Below are 16,479 nucleotides of genomic sequence, written 5' to 3' on the forward strand. Positions count from 1 at the left end.
GTCTCGCGTGCGATTTGCGCTAAAGAAAATGCACACGAGCATACAGGGCAGCGGGAGCATTCCGGCCTTCCCTGCGCAATGGCTTTACGGCTTACTTCGTGCTCTTCCCGGAGAACGGCTCTGTTGCCTCCGTCGCCGCAAGAGAAGCTTCGCTCCTCCTGGACTTAGCGCCAGCACCGCGGCGCCCGAACCACACGACTTCACCGTACGCTTCCGGCGCGTACGTCTATCGCGCCCTCAGCGTCCATCGCATCTCACCGCACGTTCGTGACGATCGCGAGCGCCCCTCATCCGCCGTGAGACGGGCGGAGTTATGCCGATGATTTGCGTGAGAACGAAAGCAGAATATTTTTGCAAGAGGGGCTGGACAGGTTTTAGGTGATTTGCCCGTCGTGCCAATTGGTCGCGGTTGTGTATCGAGATTGCGCTTGCGCGCTAAGCAAATCAGTCTCGTAGGGTGGGCAAAGCGACTTGTCCGCCGTAGCTCAACGAGCGAAGGCGGAAGCGTGCCCACCATTTCGATGCGCGATCGGCGATAGATGGTGGGCACGTCGCTAGTGCTCCTTCGCCCACCCTACGGGCAACAAATGAACGATCGCGTTCGCGTAGTACTGCAACAGCACGAGCTCTTTCGGGTTGGCGCGGTAGGTGTCGTCGGTCTCGATCACCAGATGGCGCAGCGTCAGCATCCGCAAGCCGACGGAGATCGCGTAGTCGCGGTCGGCGCGCGGGATGTGAACATAGCTTCCGAACCGTTCGAGAGCGCCGATCAAGGTCGAAACGCGGCCCTTGATTTCGAACAGCGTCAGCGGCTGGTCGCCGGCCTCGAGCACGGCGGTCGAGACCAGCGAGACCGGCAGCGCCGGCACCACGCGGCCAACGGCTTCCATCAGCTCGTTGCCGAGCCTTTCGACCTCGATGCGACGCGGCTCCGGCGCGAGAACGCGGAAATCGATCTTCCTGGCCTCGACATAATTTCGCAGCGACACCGGCACGCCAAAACTCACGCAGGTATATCCGAAGCGATGCCACTGGCCGCGCATGGCCATCCAGAGATGGCGGAAGAAGTGGCGCGCGAAGGTCGCCGCGTTGAAGCCGAACACCGGCTTCTTCCCCGGCTCGGTATTGGCCACCGAGGTCAGCATGCGATCTTCCAGCACGCGGTCGTAGTTGACGGCGACCGGGACGAACACCACGTCGCGCGGGCCGTGCGGATCGAAGTCCGCCACCATGTAACTCAACAGCCCGAATTTCGGCGGACGCAGCTTTCCGTCGCGGCTCAGCCCGCCCTCCGGGAAAATCGCCTGCGTAACACCCGCGGCTGTCGCCATGTGAACATAGCGCGAAAGCACCTTGCGATAGAGCGCCTCTCCGGAATCGCGCGCGATGAAATAGGCTCCCATCGAGCGGATCAAATTGCTGAGGCCCCAGACCTTGGCCCATTCGCCGACGGCGTAGCTCAGCGCCGACGAGGTGGCGGCGACATAGGTCACCAGCACGTAATCCATGTTGGAGCGATGATTGATGACGAAGATCACCGACGCGGCCGGATCGACGGCGGCCAGCGCCTCGTCGTTGCGGACACCGATCCGCACTCGATACAGCATATGGGAAACGGCCCGCGCGATCCGGGTGCCTACGCGAAAATAGGCATAGGCGCTGAACGCCGGAACGATCTCGCGGGCGTAACGCCTCACCTTTTCCATCGCGACTTCGTTCGGCACGCCGTTCTCAGTCGAATATTCCTCCGCCGCCCGCAGCACTTCCGGGTCGAACACCAGACGATCGATCAGCACCTGTCGCTCGGTCAGCTTGAAAGGCTGAATGCGAAGCTTCAGTTTGGTGTTGAGTTCCTCGATGGCGCGGTTGGCACGCCGGCGCAGCGCCCAGCGCACGCTGGGAATGAGGATGCGATCCAGCGCCGCCAGGATCGCGAGGATCGTCATCAGGAGGACGACCCAGAGCGGCAAGCTTACCTGCGACCCCATGCAAAACCCCGATCCCGCGACGCAGCGCGTCGCCGCTCCGCGACGTCACGATACGGTCTGGAACTCCATTGTGACAAGCGTTCCGAGCATCGAGACCGGCCGATTCCCGGCGATCAGCCGTCATGTTCGCAACCGCGATATCAACGACGTTCGTTCGAACCAGGGTGCGTACGCATAAACGAAATGCCGCTTTTGAGGCTAAAGCAGAAATGCGCTGGCTACTCCGGATTTCGCCTCGACCACAACGCACTTCGCCCCGCTGAAGAATCCTCCCGCGGTTGCCCGATCAGCGGTCGCGTTGTTGCTTGACGATTGCGTGCAGCAGGTAAGCGTCCTCGCCCACAGGAGACCCCGGTCCTCCAGGGGTCTCCAGCGGCAGTCCAGACACCTCTCCCTGCGACAGAGGCGGCGGATCGTTCAGACGATCTGAAAGTCGTTGGCGCTGAACTCAGCCACGGTGCGGCCCAGGAACAGCACGCTGTCGCCCTGACCCAGATCCATCTCAGCACCCTGCGCTGTCGCGCTCAGCGCTGCCAATGGGTCGAAACTCGTATCGAAGCCGACCAATTGGACAACATCCTCGGATGGATCGAAGTCGGTGATGATATCCTCGCCGGTTCTGTTGTCGCGGAAGATGAAGACGTCGGCACCATCGTTGCCGGTCAGGAAGTCGTCACCGCGTCCGCCTTCGATGGTGTCCGCCGCGTTCCCGCCGGTCACGACATCGTCGCCCGCGTCGCCGAACAGCCTGTCACTGGCCGTGGCGCTCTCGGGGGAGGTCGCGAACGCCCGGATGAGGTCATCTCCGGCGCCACCGTGGATCTCGTCCGCCGCCACGTTACCCCCCAAAATGGTGTCATTGCCGCCACCACCGAACACGACATCGCCGGTTGGGTCGTTCCATGCGATGAAGTCGTCGCCGGCACCGGCCATTACAACGTCCCTGCCAGCCATCCCGCCGATCCGGTCGTTACCTTGTCCGCCGAGCACCACATCATCGCCTTGGCCGGTGTTGAAGTTGTCATCCCCCCGTCCACCGGACAGCACGTCGTTGCCGTCGCCGCCATTTATGGTGTCGTTGCCGTTGCCGCCATCGGCAACATCATTGCCGACGCTGCCCTCGAGTGTGTCGTTGCCATTGCCGCCCGTCAGCGTGTCATTGCCGCCGCCGCCGTCGAGCACGTCGTTGCCGTTGCGGCCGTCAAGGATGTCGTCCCCCGCCAAGCCCAGGATGGCGTCATTGCCGCCCAGCCCGGAAAGCACATCGTTCCCTGCCGTGCCCGTCACGACATTGTCGATGTCATCGGCGATGGCGACCAGCTGACCCCGGATTTCGCCCGCGCCAAACTCGCTCGTATGGACATTGAAGTAGAGCGGTATGGCCATTCCGACGGTGGCCGAACCGAGATCGTCCGCGAAGTCGGTGATTGTAACGCCCGTCGGGGTGGGCGGGTCCGTTGTTTCCCAGACGCCGCTCTGCGACCAGGAGCCATCCGCATTAAGCACAATGGCAAGGTCGTCGTTGTCTTGCTGAAAAGCCGGATCCACGGTGTCGACCTGCCCGAAGACAATGGGTCCGTTTACGCCCGCAACCGCAGTGTGAAAATGCGTGCGGGTGACATCGTCGCCGGAATCGTTCGGCGTCTGAGGTGGGCCACCCGTAGCCGGGCCGAAATCAACGCCCTGCACGTCGAACGAGTAGCTCGCGGCTACCGCCTCGCTGTCGAAGACGACAGTCCCGACGCCGCTTGCCGGCGTGTTGACTGGGGGATTTTCCTGGGAGCCTTCGAGGATCACGCGGAATACAGTGGACATGCTGTCCTCCTTGATTTCTAGGGTCAGTAGCCGGTCGCGACATTTTGGACGGCGGCTGTCCGCCTGAAGCACCCGACGATGTCGTCAGTGCTTTTTGGTCCACGCGAAGGGCTTTTGCGCTTGTTGTCGACGTGGAGTGATACGAAAGCCACCCCATCGGAACCCCGACGCTGCCGCGAACCTGCTAAGTTTTGGCACTCGGGCACGTCCAACGGCGCGGTCACGCGAACGTAAACGCCTCTCAATTCGTCATGCGCTTCTTCGTTCCATCAACCTCCGGTAACTTTCTGTTCTCAGGTCCCACCGGGTTCCCGGGGGCGCTTTGTGCTACGATGGTGTTCGCATCCTTCGCTACACGCTGCGAGCGGAGCTACACGCTGCGAGCGGACGTGCGCAGCGCAAAGAATTGCGGAGGGCACAAAGCAGACATGAGTACACGGCCTAGCCCGGCATGAAGGCATCGAATGCGGCCCAGAGCTGCGCGCGATGACGGTCGTCTTCCTGCAGGATTTCGTGCTTCGCGCCCGCAATCACGCAATGCGATGCCGCCGGCAGATGCCGGGCAAACGCTGCAATGGCAGGGGCCGATACGATGGTGTCGTCGCCTGCCGCGAGCATCAGGACCGGCTGGCGAATCCGGCCGGCAAACTCGTTCGAACGAAACTCGCCCATCGCAGCAAAGGCCGCGTCGAGCCATGCCACGGTCGGCGACGCGATCCCGAGCGTTGGATCGGCTTCCAGGATCGCCGCGTTGCGGGCATAGCGGCGCGGGTCCGAGGTCAGGGGATTGCCGGGAAAGCCCGTTGACTTGATCAGGTCGACGTTGCCGCCTGGGATAAACCGCTCGGCCATTCCACCCGCGCGCAGCATCCGCATCAGGCCGCGCATCGGCCGCGACGCGCGCGGACCCGGCAGGTCAATCATCGGCGCGCAGAGCACGAAGCGTTCGAACACCTCGGTGCCGGCATGCGCGACACGCAGCATGACCGCGCCACCCATCGAATGGGCCAGTGCAAAATAGGGCGGCGGACAATCCGGCAGCACCACCTGCTTGACGAAGGCCGCCACGTCGATCTCGTACTCCGAAAAATTCCGAACATGGCCCTTGAGCGGATTGCCCAGCCGGCGCGAGGAATGCCCCTGCCCCCGCCAGTCGATCATCGCCACCGCAAAACCGCGCTTGCGCAGATCCCGTACCGTTTCGAAATATTTCTCGATGCACTCGCCGCGCCCGGTGAAGACGCAGACGGTCCCCCTGCCATTGGCCGGTGCCGCCCAGCGCGCAAGGCGCAGCGTGACACCATCCGGCGCCTCGATCGTTCCGGCAAGCGCCCCCTCTGGAACAGGATTGGCCGGTATCGACAGCAGCGTCATGGGGCTGATGTCCAGGCTGCAGTTTGGCGAAGAACCAGCCGACGGCAACCAACAAGGCGGCGGATTATCGGCCGCGGCATCTAGATGATCCCGCCTCTGCGAAGCGCGGCGATCGCATCTGGGTCGTAACCGATATCGGCCAGCACACGATCGGTGTGCTCGCCGAGCGTCGGTGGGCGCGTCACGATTTCGCCCGGCGTCTCCGACAGCCGCACCGCGGCGCGTACCGTCGGCGCAGGCTTCGGCAAGCCGGGATAGTCGACGTCCTGCATGAAGCCGGTGGCGCGGATGTGCGGATGCTCCAGCGCCTGTTGCGGGCTCAGCACCGGGCCAGCCGGAATCATCGCTTTGCCCAGCGTATCGACCGCTTCCTGCGTGGTACGCTCGGCGCACCAGCGCGCCATCCGTTCGCTGATAACAGGACCGTGGTCGCCGCGCTTGAGATCGTCGGCGAAGCGCGGGTCGTTCAGCCAGTGATCCGCCTCGCCCATCAGTTTGGCCCAGCGGATGAACAGCGGGTGGCCGGTGACCTGGCACAGCACCCAGCCGTCTTTGGTCCGGTAGATATCGGCGGGCGCCGCGGTCTGACCGAGATTGCCGGTCGGGACGCGATCAGCCGCGATCACCGCCTGCTCGATCAGCGTCGCGTTGGTGAAGGAGAGCGCGGTCGCCAGCAGCGCGCCTTCGACGATCTGCCCGCGGCCGGATTTGCCGCGCTCGATCAGGGCGGCGAGCGTGCCGAACGCGCAATGCAGCGCCGTGCCGAAATCGACCCAATTCACCGCGGCCCGGTACGGCGGATCGCCCTTGCCCGTCATGTACACCGCGCCCGACATCACCTGCCCGACGCCATCGAAGCCGACGCGGTCGGACCACGGACCCGGCCCGCCGAAAGCGGTTGCGGTCGTCAGGATGATGTCCGGCTTGGTCGCCTTCAGCGATTCATAATCGAGCTTCATCGCGCGCAGCGTCTGCGGCGGCAGATTGGCGACGACGACATCGGCGGTGGCGACCAGCCGGCGCATCACCTCCTGGCCTTCCGGCTTCATCGGATCGAGCGTGATGCACTTCTTGTTGCGGTTGACCTGCAGGAACAGCGCGCCCTCGCCGCCTTCGCCGACGGGCGCCACGAAACGATCCTCGCTGCCATCGCGTTTCTCCACGCGAATGACTTCCGCACCGAATTCCGCCAGCAACGTCGCGCAGTAAGGCCCCGCGATATAGCGCCCGAAATCGAGGACGCGAACGCCCTCCAGAACTCCCCCCATCGATCTTTCCTTTTGTCTCGCTGCTCGCTTGTGCCGAGGCTTCTATCATGTTGATGAAAGTATTGGACGACCATACAATCACTGATCCTGCTCCAATGGAACATCCAGAATGACCCCGACTGCACAACGGCCCTATCGCGGTGTTTTCCCCGTCGCTCCGACCATCTTCGACGACCGTGGGGAGCTCGATCTCGCGGGGCAGCGCCGCTGTATCGATTTCATGATCGACGCCGGCTCCAACGGCCTCTGCATTCTGGCCAATTTCTCCGAGCAATTCGTGCTGACCGATGCCGAGCGCGAACAGGTGATGCATGCGGTGCTGGAGCATGTCGCCGGCCGGGTGCCCGTGATCGTGACCACCACGCATTTCGGCTCGCGCATCTGTGCCGAGCGCAGCCGCCAGGCCCAGGATGCGGGCGCGGCGATGGTGATGATCATGCCGCCCTATCACGGCGCCACCTTCCGCGTGCCGGAAAAGGCTATTTTCGACTTCTACCGCACCGTGTCTGACGCCATCGACATCCCCATCATGATCCAGGATGCTCCGGTTGCCGGGACACCGCTTTCGGTCGACTTCCTGGCCCGCATGGCGCGGGAAATTCCGAACATCCGCTATTTCAAGATTGAGGTGCCGATGGCGGCGGCGAAGCTGCGCGATCTCATTGCCTCGGGCGGCGACAACATCGAAGGCCCCTGGGATGGCGAGGAAGCCATCACGCTGATGGCCGATCTCGATGCGGGTGCGACTGGCGCCATGACGGGTGGCGGCTACCCTGATGGCATCAGGCAAATCGTCGATCCTTATCTGGCGGGGCGCCGGGAGGAAGCGATGGCGGCCTATGCGCGCTGGCTGCCGCTGATTAATTACGAGAACCGCCAGTGCGGCTTGCAAGCCGCCAAGATCCTGATGAAGGAAGGCGGCGTGATCGGCTCGGAAGCGGTTCGCCATCCCCTGCAAAAGGTTCACCCGGCGGCGCGCGCGGGCCTCGTTGAGATCGCCCGCCAGCTCGATCCCGTGGTGTTGCGCTGGGGAAGATAATAGAACGCATCCATCAACCGGCACCGCTCACCGGCACGGCATAACCGCCTCGATCTGCTTCTCGCCCTGGGCGTTCTGCGTTTTTAATCGCTGGGTTGAACTGGAAATCAGAACTGGAGCAACTACATCAGATGCCCGCAGACCGCTCAAATTGATTTCCCGCCGTGAAAAGATACCTTTTCATTCTTGTTCTCCTCGTGCTCGTTCCCATGGCTGTTTCCGCCGTGGAATACCTGCTCGGCGACAGGCGTGAGAACTGGCAGACGGCGGACCGTTCAAGCGCGGGACTTCTTCCCAAAGCATCCGAGCACGCGGAAGCCGTTATCAGGGTTTTCGCGGCAAGAACCGTACGCTGGCGCGGGATATTCGCGGTTCACACCTGGATCGTCGTCAAGGAGCGCGGCGCCAGCCGTTACAGCCGCTACGATTACACGGCCTGGGGTGAACCGATCCGGATCGACGGATTCCTGGCGGACGGGCGCTGGTTTGGTGCGATGCCCGAAGCTGTCGTCAGCGTCGATGGGCCGAAGGCGGAAGCGCTCATCCCCAAAATCCGCTCGGTGATCGAGACCTACAAGTTTCGTGCCTATGGAGATTACAGCGCCTGGCCCGGTCCGAACTCCAACACGTTCATCCAGGCAATCCTGGACGCCGTTCCGGAACTTGGAGCGGTGTTGCCGCCGAACGCGATCGGCAAGGATTACCCTTACCACGGCGATTGGGTCGGCTTCACGCCGTCGCGCACTGGCCTGTTTGCTTCGCTCGGAGGTTATCTAGGGCTGACGATCGGATGGATCGAAGGGTTCGAACTCAATCTTTTCGGAGGCGTCCTCGGCTTCGACATCCGTCGCCCCGCATTGAAACTGCCCGGTGTCGGCCGGGTGGGGCTGCCGCTTGGTCCGTGACGCAATATTCGTCAGCGGACGACATGGGATTCCATCGGAACCTTCGTTTCGGTCAAACGTCGAAAAGCAGGAGGAACGATATGACCGACGATCAGACCTTTGCATCCTTGCTCGGCGAAGCTGCAATGGCGGTTTGGGGCGACATGCCGCGCGACATTCAGGAAGCGCTGTTCGAGACGGCCATGCGCGATCGGTTCGAGCTGCGTCACGATCTGGCCAGGCTGCTGCATGAGCGCCACCCCAGAACGCAGCATCCGGCCAAGCCCGACTGACCAAGCCCGCGTGATGCAGACCTCTACTGCGGAAACGCGACATCCGCGATCACTGGAAGATGGTCCGAATACGCACGAGCCTTGCGATCGGTCCAGGCCGCGCGGATCGTCAAATCGCGCGAGGCATAGATCCGATCCAGCCGCATCATCGGCAATCGGGAGGGAAACGTCCGCAAGCGCGTTCGGACCGGGCAGATCCGCGCCAGCACACCCCTCACCGACTTCACCCAGAACCAGTCGTTGAAATCGCCGAGCACGAGCGTTCGCGTCGGCTGCACCAGGTCGGCCAGGGCATGCGCCTGGGCGTGCCTTTCATGGATGCTCAGACCGAGATGCGTGGCAATGACCGTTACCTCGCCGTGATCAGACAGGATGCGCGCGGCAATGGCCCTGCGGGGCTCTCGCTCCAGATACGAGACATCGGAAATCTTCGGCGGCTCGGCGAACGGCCAGCGGCTCAGCAGCACCTGTCCGTAATCGCCGTCCTCGGTGACGATCGATCTTGCATCGACGCTGTGGTCGCCGACGGCCTTTGCCAGCAGGGCAAAGGGATCATCGGTTCTTCCGCGCGAGTCGACTTCCTGCAGCGCCACGATATCAGGAGACCAGTGGCGGATAATGGAACAAACGCCGTCGAGATCGAAACCCGGATTGAGGTGGAAGATGCCGTGAACATTCCACGTCATGATGCGCATCGTAGCCGTCACGTTCGTCGTCCCGCCATCCACGTCACCAAAAATTGCACGCCAAGGCACAGCGCGATCCAGGCTGCGATCGCCAGCGCGAGCAGCACCGCATTCGTCCACGAGGCGTTTCTGGCGAGATCTGCGATCTGCGCGCCGAGCGCGGCCATGACAGCGATCCCCGGCGCCATGCCCAGCGCGGTGCCGAGCAGAAAATCGCGCAAGCTCAGCTTGCTGGCGCCCGCCACCACGTTCACGATCGAGAACGGGGCGATCGGCACCATTCGGATCATGGCGACCGCAACGACCCCCTTGCCGATGATGCGGCTCTGAACCCGCGCCGCGCGGCGCCCGAGCAGCCGCTGCAGCCGCGCCTGGCCCAGCACGCGGCCAATCGAAAACAGCGTGAGTGCGCTGAGCAGCACGCCGGCGCCGGCGCTGAAGAAACCCATCCACGGCCCCAGGGCGGCTGCCGTGGCGGCGATCAAGACCAGTACCGGAAACACCACCAGCCCGCCGAGGACGAAGGCGGCAATCGCCAGCAGCGGCGCGAATTGCGACCATGCGGGTTGCGAAATGACCGAGGAGACGAAGCCTACGTCGGTGAAATCGCTTAACGACGTGTACTGCCAGGCCAGCGCGAGGCCGGCGAGCGCCGCGGCCAACCCCGACACAGCCAAAATGGTTCTTGCCGTCCACATCCGATTGGCGGCGCGGTCGAGGTGAAGCGGTTCTCGGGGATCGGCGACGGGCTGTACCATGGTCGCCATGCTGCCGGCTGACGCCGTCGGGTCGATCGGCTGCAACGATTTCGCGCCGCCGCGCTCCGCCAGGCGGTCGAGGAATCCAAACAGGTCGGCTTCGTTGCTTGCGATGTCCTGCTCATCGACGCCGCAAAAATGCCCGATCAGTTGGCGGCGAAGCCGGGTGATATATTTCCAGTGCGCCTCAGACGTCGCCTCGAAGACGAGATCGCATTCGGTGTCCGCGCCCATCGAGCGATTGTTGAGGTTGGCCGAACCGACGCGCAGGATGCGGTCGTCGACGATCATCACCTTGCTGTGCACCATGACCGCCGCGGCCTCACCCTCGTCCCGCGTCGACGGATAAAGAAAGCGAATCCGGTCCATGACGCCGGCCGACACGAATTGGGCGATGAATCCGCCGCGCCCGCTCTGCATGGCCTGCGATTCGAACCAGGACGAATGCATCTTTGGCGTGACGATCAGAACACGAAGCTGTGGCACGTCCAGCATCCGCTGCGCCAGCAGGCGCGCGATATCGGTGGCGCTGGTGAACTGGTTCTCGATGTAGATGAAGCGGTCGGCCGCGTTGATGGACGCCTCAAACAGCCGTGCGACCTCGTTCACACCGGCTTCACTCGCGGTTGCTATCTCGGTCCGGGCGATGCCCGCCGTCATTCGCCGGGATTGCACCGGCACCGAGGCCGGCCAGCGCTCGCCTCTGACGTCGGCGCTTGTCTCGACAGTGCAGCCGGCGGCGCACCACCTGTTCTCCGCCACTTCCGTCAGACTGGCCGCCGCTGCGCCATCCACCATGCACTGCACGTCGTGAAATGGTGGATAGGGCTTGCCGTCGGGATCGGTCCGCAGCGGATGATGGGCGTCGTGCGTGCTGGTGTCCCAGCGCCTTATCGTAAGGTCGAGACCGCCGGAGAAGGCAAGCGCACCGTCAATGACGACGATCTTCTGGTGCTGCGCCGAGCCCAAGGGAAGGCTGGAGTCGAAACAGAAACGAAGCCGGTCCGGCGCTCCCGAGGTGAATTTGGCGGTTGAATTCCACTCCCGCTCCGCCGCGTAGAGAGCCGGGAAATTCCAGCTCAGGATGTTGATCCGCAACTCGGGCTTCGCCTTCAGGAGCGCTTTCAGAAACGCACCGAGCTCTTCCGGATAACCATCGTCGGCATGCCCGGACGGCCCGACAAACCGGGTCAGGCTATGGATGTCCCAGCCGATGATGTAGACCTGCTTCGTCGCGAGCAGCAGCGCTTCCCGCAAAGCGGCGAAATACGCGGCTGCGTCATTGAGGATTGCCAGCCGCCCTGCCTTGCACCTTCTCCAGACGGTGTCGCCCGGAATGAGGATGGATGAGCTTTGCAGCAGGCGGCACCTCGGCAAGATGTGGAAGGTCAAGACTTGGAAGATCAAAGCAAATGCGGGATCGCGCACCGCACCCGACAACAAATCAACGTTTTGCGGCCAAGTCGGTTCCGGCCTACCGGAACCTGGACGGCTCCAATCGGAACCAGGTTACCGGCCACCCGCATTCGCGCGGGTTGCTCCCTGTCGGGGCGTGCCGCTCCGGCCTCGGTGGGGAGCTTGATCTTCCTCGACCACGGGTTCGATGTAGGTGCTGTGCAGCGATGTCGGCGACTTGAAATCGTCGAACATGACGCGGACGGTGCTGCGATAGCGGCCTGAACCGATGATGACCCCTTGCCGGCCGGCGAGATTCGGGCATCGCGTCGCTCCGAGCGCGCTCATCTTGATGCGCGTCCGTTCAGGCAGCGGAGGCTGATCGGACGGTTCTTTATGAGATCGCCTGCTCGGATCGGGATTCATCAAAATCACCCCTCGCCTCCAGCAACTGGCCGAGCCGATGCAACGCGTCGGCGTGCCTCTTCCAAAATGCGGCGGTAACCGATCTCCGCATCGTCGGACTGTTTCTTGCGGTGAAGTTCGGTCGTCTCCGAATCTCAGGCTCGACCTTTTTCCATCAACAGCATCGGCTGGTGATGGGGCCCGAGGAATCGAAAATGAACATGCAGTGATTCAAATTCATTGCGAACCTTGGCGGTTTCCGAAAAACGCTCGATGAGAGAAGTCATATTTTTCGACAACGACTTGTCGCTAACTCTGATCTTGGCCAATCGCTGGATCAGATCGAGTCTCGCTCGGGTCGGGTTCAAATGTCGCGAACACGACTGCGGCGGAGGCCTCGTCGGTGCGCAAAGGCAGCGAGCATGTCAAAGTCCGGCTTTGGAGGCAGCTTGCTGACAACATGGCAATATGCCCGCAGATGCCGGCCGACCCATTTAATCGTAACGCCTTTCCCGCCAGGCAAGTACATATCGAAAGATATATCCGCGAAGGTTGGGCGGGTTCCCTTGTGCAATTATGACAAGAAAGCGCTGCTTTCTTGCTGCTATCTTGCTGGAGTTCCCTCGTTTTCGACGACTTCTTGTCACACTCGCGCTTCTTGGCATTCCTTTGAAAAAAGGGTAAACTTTTGTGCACAATTAAGATGTAAGTGATCTGTTTCACAGCGATCCAGAAGGGCCGGAAGCAATCTATCGATAGTCATAGGATTTAATGATCGATAGTTATAGGACGTAGTATTAAGGGGCGCGTAATGTCGGTCCCGTTCAAAAAGACGGTTTTCCTTGTAGACGCGATGGCCTTCAGGCGAGCTCGCGCAGAGAGCTTCTTAAATCCGTGGGCCCGGAACGAAAGCGTCGAACTGATTTCGCTCGGTCCCGACGAAGCCCACACAAGACTCGTCGAGCGCGCCGAATGCGACATGCTGATTTACAGCGTCGGCGCTCCCTCTCCCCACGAGGTCTTCACCGAGATACAGGTATTGCATACGCTTCGCCGTGAGGCGGCGCTCGCCATCGTCTCCGACGATGAAAATCCCGCCACCGTTCTCGCGGCAATCCGTTGCGGGGCCCGGGGTTACTTCAGCAATTCCATGGCACCCGAGCTCGCGTTGCATGCCCTTTCGTTCGTCCTTCATGGCGGAACTTACTTTCCACCGACCGCCTTCCTGGCCAGCCAGACCTTCAGCGCGCCGCCGCCCATCGAATACAAACAGCCAGACCTTCCCCAGGAGCAACTGCTTCCGGGGTCTGAACAACAGACGCAGGCGCCACCTCTCAGGCCGGAGGACGGCCTTTACGAGCAGCAGGGCTCCCTATTCGACGACAAGCCGGCTGGTGTGCAGCGCGACCACGGCTTCAACGGCGCGCGGCACACGCCCGAGTTTACCGACCGGCAGTACTCCGTTCTCGTTTGTCTCTGCCAGGGCGACCCCAACAAGGTCATCGGTCGCAAGCTCGGCATGACCGAAACGACCGTGAAAGTCCATGTCCGCGAAATCATGCGCAAGCTGGGCGTAAGCAACCGGACTCAAGTCGCGATCGCCGGGGCGCACGTCTGCTCGGACAGCGCCGCCGAACTGGTTCCCGCGGATTCATCCATGGCAATCAAGCCGTCGATATCTCACCAGCGATGAATTTCCGGCACTGCGTCCTGAGCGCCATTCCGCCATCCTTGCGGAATGAATCAGCACCCGCTCGGTTCCACAATGAGCGCGTTGGAGAAGACACAGGACCATTGGTAGTAATCCCTCCGACATAGCGGTCCACGGAAGGACGAAGGATCCTCATCGCCCGGTTGAAGGCTCAGGGAACCACAGTGGCCGCAGCCTCGCGTGCTAGGCTCTCTTCGGCTGTAAGGTCAAAACCGGGCGCATATCGGCCTGTGCGCGCATTGCCTCCTCGATGGCGGCCACCAGCGCCGTCTGGTCGAACGGCTTGGAAACGCGCGGCAGGTGAGGCTGCGTGGCGCCTGGAAACTCAGCATATCCTGTGCAGAGCACTACGGGCGTGCCGGGACGCTCGGCGGCCACTGCCTCGGCAAGCTGAAGCCCGTTCATTCCCGGCATGGCGTAATCGGTCACCACGATGTCGATCTTAGGCATTCGCGGCAGCAGCCGGACTGCCTCCTCGCCAGAGCGCGCCTCGATCACGGCGTGGCCGAGATCATCGAGCATCGCAGCGATGCTGTCGAGAACAAGAAGGTCATCATCGACGACCAACACGGAGATGGGTCGACTGCTGCGGGATGCGGAGCGCGACGGCTCAGCCGCATCGGGCACCGGCACCTTTTCGTCCTGACAGGCGGGCAGCCAGATCTCGGCCGTGGTTCCTTCGCCGATGCGGCTCTTCAGCAGCAGCACGCCTCCGGACTGTTCGGCTAACCCTTTCACCATCGAGAGGCCGAGACCGGTTCCCTTGCCAACACCCTTGGTCGTAAAGAACGGCTCCTGCGCATGCTTCAGCGTCTCCTCGCCCATGCCGCATCCGGTGTCGCTCACCGAGAGCGCAACGTATCGTCCCTCCGCGAGGCCATCGATGGCGTGCTCTTCGCGTGCGGAGATGCTGATCACCCCGCCGCCCGCCGTTATCGCATCCCGCGCATTGACGGCGAGGTTGAGGATCGCGAGCTCCAGCTGGTTGGCATCGACCTTCACATTTGCGAGTTCGGTCGGAAAACGGGTCTCGACCCGGATGCCCGGATCGAACTTCAAGAGAGCTGCCATTCCGCGCACCAGGTCCGGGACATCCACGACGACGGGCTTGAGGTCCTGCTTGCGCGCGAATGCAAGCATGCGCTGGGTCAGGGAGGCACCCCGGAGGGCACCCTGGATCGCGTTGTCGAGGAGCCGGTGAATCCTGGGATCTTCCGGCTGGAGGCGCTTCTTCGCGAGTTCGAGGCTGCCCAGGATCACGGCGAGTATGTTGTTGAAGTCGTGGGCCACACCGCCGGTAAGCTGTCCGACCGTCTCCATCTTCTGCGATATCGCGAGCGCGTCGCGCGTGCGCTCCAGCGCTTCCTGGGCTCGGCGGCGTTCCGTCACGTCCCGAACGATCTTGGCGAAGCCTATGGTCTCGCCCCGCTCGTTCCGCACCACGCGAAGCGTCGCCTCGGCCCAGAAGCGGTTGCCGTCCTTGCGAACGCGCCAGCCCTCGCCCGTCGACTTGCCTTCCCGCTTTGCGTCCAGAAGCACGGCATCAGGAACTCCGGAGGCGCGCTCTTCGTCCGTGTGAAGGATGGCGTAGTGCGTCCCGACGATCTCGTCGCCGTAGCCGATCAGCCGGCGCGCGCCGAGATTCCAGTTCGCCACCCGTCCCTGGGGGTCGAGCATGAAGATGGCGTGATCGGCCACACCCTCCACCAGCAGCCGGAATCTCTCCTCGCTTCGCCTGAGCGCCTCGGCTTCGCGACCAGCTCGTTCTGCCGAGAACCGGTCGTACACGGCCGCAGCAAGCCCCATGATAAGGACGACAATCGTGGTGCCAGCGATCAGGAACGCGAGGGGCGCCTGTCCCACCGCGCCGTGTGCTGCGCGGCCAAGGACGGCGTCCGCGGGAACGAAGGAGGAGCCTTGCATGGCTGCGTAGTGCATCCCGGAAATCGCCACGCCCATGACGGCTCCGGCCGATATGCGCTCGAGCACGCTCGTCATGTGAAAAGCGAGGCGCAGCGCTATGATGGACGCTCCGATCGCAATGGCGATGGAAAGCACCACCCAGACGGGATCGTAGTGGATGGAAGCCGCCATCCGCATGGCGCTCATGCCAGTGTAGTGCATGCCGGAAATCGCCAGCCCCATTGCGATGCCGGAAACGACGAGCGCGTTCGACCGCCGACTTACGACGACGAACGCGGCTGCCGCGACCAGAATGGGAATGGCAAGCGAGAGGAGCGTGGGGAGCGGATCGTAGGAAATATCCACGCCGGGCAGGCTAAAGGCCAGCATGGCCACGAAATGCATCGACCAGATGCCGCCGCCCATGGCGACTGCCGCAGCCCCGAGCCAGCCCAGGCTGGCGGAACCTGAAGCGGCCCGCATGCGGGTCGCAAGATCCAGTGCCGTATAGGAGGAAAGCGCGGCGATCAGGACCGACAGCGCGACAAGAACGGGGTCATGGGAGCCTGGGTGGTGATGCATTCCGTTCGACGACGCGCTGGGAAACAACTGAATAGCACCATTTTTCCAACAGTGCATTGTTCCGGTGCCGATTAGTTGAAGAGGCCAGGTTCGGCGAAAATCCTGGCCGGGCCGGAAGGGATCGAACCTCCGAATGGCGGAATCAAAATCCGCTTGGTTATTCAACGATTTCAATGGGCATTTGAAACGCCCCTAGCGTTTTCAATAGCTTGACAGTTGTTTCCAATAAAGAAGCAGCGCCCGCGGGCGCACACCCCGAACAAATCTACTCGAAACTCGGCGTCGAGAATCGCACCGCGGCGGCTGCGATCGCGGTGAACGCGAAGCATCGGAAATCTTGACGCTACATTCTTCCTTGCCCTCTTTGCAGGCAAGCAAA

12 protein-coding genes are annotated in these 16,479 nt (G+C 62.5%); 4 read left to right on the top strand and 8 right to left on the bottom strand.

The window, feature by feature from the left end; translation table 11 throughout:
- Positions 1 to 554: 554 nt before the first annotated feature.
- From IVB22_RS13810 to IVB22_RS13825, 4 genes are all read right to left on the bottom strand, one after another.
- Complete coding sequence (locus IVB22_RS13810; protein WP_247517893.1) at positions 555 to 1,988, bottom strand: 1-acyl-sn-glycerol-3-phosphate acyltransferase; 1,434 nt, start codon at positions 1,986 to 1,988, stop codon at positions 555 to 557.
- A gap of 417 nt (positions 1,989 to 2,405) precedes the next feature.
- Positions 2,406 to 3,803: a calcium-binding protein gene (locus IVB22_RS13815; RefSeq protein WP_247517894.1), complete on the bottom strand. Its 1,398-nt coding sequence runs from the start codon at positions 3,801 to 3,803 to the stop codon at positions 2,406 to 2,408.
- A 441-nt stretch (positions 3,804 to 4,244) separates the two neighbouring features.
- Positions 4,245 to 5,177, bottom strand: a complete 933-nt coding sequence (locus IVB22_RS13820) for an alpha/beta fold hydrolase (protein WP_247517895.1) — start codon at positions 5,175 to 5,177, stop codon at positions 4,245 to 4,247.
- 80 nt (positions 5,178 to 5,257) lie between these two features.
- Entirely contained in the window at positions 5,258 to 6,445 is a 1,188-nt protein-coding gene (locus IVB22_RS13825) for a CaiB/BaiF CoA-transferase family protein (RefSeq protein WP_247517896.1), read from the bottom strand.
- A 109-nt stretch (positions 6,446 to 6,554) separates the two neighbouring features.
- Here IVB22_RS13825 and IVB22_RS13830 point away from each other — a divergent pair, with 109 nt between their 5' ends.
- The 3 genes from IVB22_RS13830 to IVB22_RS13840 all read left to right on the top strand — a co-directional run bounded on the left by IVB22_RS13830 (position 6,555) and on the right by IVB22_RS13840 (position 8,661).
- Positions 6,555 to 7,484 (top strand): dihydrodipicolinate synthase family protein, encoded by a 930-nt coding sequence (locus IVB22_RS13830; protein ID WP_247517897.1) that lies wholly within the window; start codon positions 6,555 to 6,557, stop codon positions 7,482 to 7,484.
- A 209-nt stretch (positions 7,485 to 7,693) separates the two neighbouring features.
- The gene (locus tag IVB22_RS13835) at positions 7,694 to 8,389 is read left to right on the top strand and encodes a DUF3750 domain-containing protein (RefSeq protein ID WP_247517898.1); all 696 of its coding nucleotides are present in this window, start codon (positions 7,694 to 7,696) and stop codon (positions 8,387 to 8,389) included.
- Between the two features lie 80 nt (positions 8,390 to 8,469).
- Complete coding sequence (locus IVB22_RS13840) at positions 8,470 to 8,661, top strand: hypothetical protein (RefSeq protein WP_247517899.1); 192 nt, start codon at positions 8,470 to 8,472, stop codon at positions 8,659 to 8,661.
- A 23-nt stretch (positions 8,662 to 8,684) separates the two neighbouring features.
- Here the strand turns inward: IVB22_RS13840 and IVB22_RS13845 are convergent, their stop codons facing one another.
- The 3 genes from IVB22_RS13845 to IVB22_RS13855 all read right to left on the bottom strand — a co-directional run bounded on the left by IVB22_RS13845 (position 8,685) and on the right by IVB22_RS13855 (position 11,926).
- Complete coding sequence (locus IVB22_RS13845; RefSeq protein ID WP_247517900.1) at positions 8,685 to 9,368, bottom strand: endonuclease/exonuclease/phosphatase family protein; 684 nt, start codon at positions 9,366 to 9,368, stop codon at positions 8,685 to 8,687.
- Positions 9,365 to 11,497: a VTT domain-containing protein gene (locus IVB22_RS13850; protein WP_247517901.1), complete on the bottom strand. Its 2,133-nt coding sequence runs from the start codon at positions 11,495 to 11,497 to the stop codon at positions 9,365 to 9,367. The genes IVB22_RS13845 and IVB22_RS13850 overlap by 4 nt, the downstream gene beginning before the upstream one ends.
- A gap of 117 nt (positions 11,498 to 11,614) precedes the next feature.
- Positions 11,615 to 11,926: a hypothetical protein gene (locus tag IVB22_RS13855; RefSeq protein ID WP_247517902.1), complete on the bottom strand. Its 312-nt coding sequence runs from the start codon at positions 11,924 to 11,926 to the stop codon at positions 11,615 to 11,617.
- A 790-nt stretch (positions 11,927 to 12,716) separates the two neighbouring features.
- On the opposite strand from IVB22_RS13855, the gene IVB22_RS13860 reads away from it, so the two are divergent.
- Positions 12,717 to 13,598: a response regulator transcription factor gene (locus IVB22_RS13860; RefSeq protein ID WP_247517903.1), complete on the top strand. Its 882-nt coding sequence runs from the start codon at positions 12,717 to 12,719 to the stop codon at positions 13,596 to 13,598.
- A 201-nt stretch (positions 13,599 to 13,799) separates the two neighbouring features.
- Here the strand turns inward: IVB22_RS13860 and IVB22_RS13865 are convergent, their stop codons facing one another.
- Positions 13,800 to 16,274, bottom strand: a complete 2,475-nt coding sequence (locus tag IVB22_RS13865) for an MHYT domain-containing protein (RefSeq protein WP_308200395.1) — start codon at positions 16,272 to 16,274, stop codon at positions 13,800 to 13,802.
- Between the last annotated feature and the right edge of the window lie 205 nt (positions 16,275 to 16,479).

It is taken from the genome of Bradyrhizobium sp. 190 (assembly GCF_023073415.1).
Classification (GTDB): domain Bacteria; phylum Pseudomonadota; class Alphaproteobacteria; order Rhizobiales; family Xanthobacteraceae; genus Bradyrhizobium.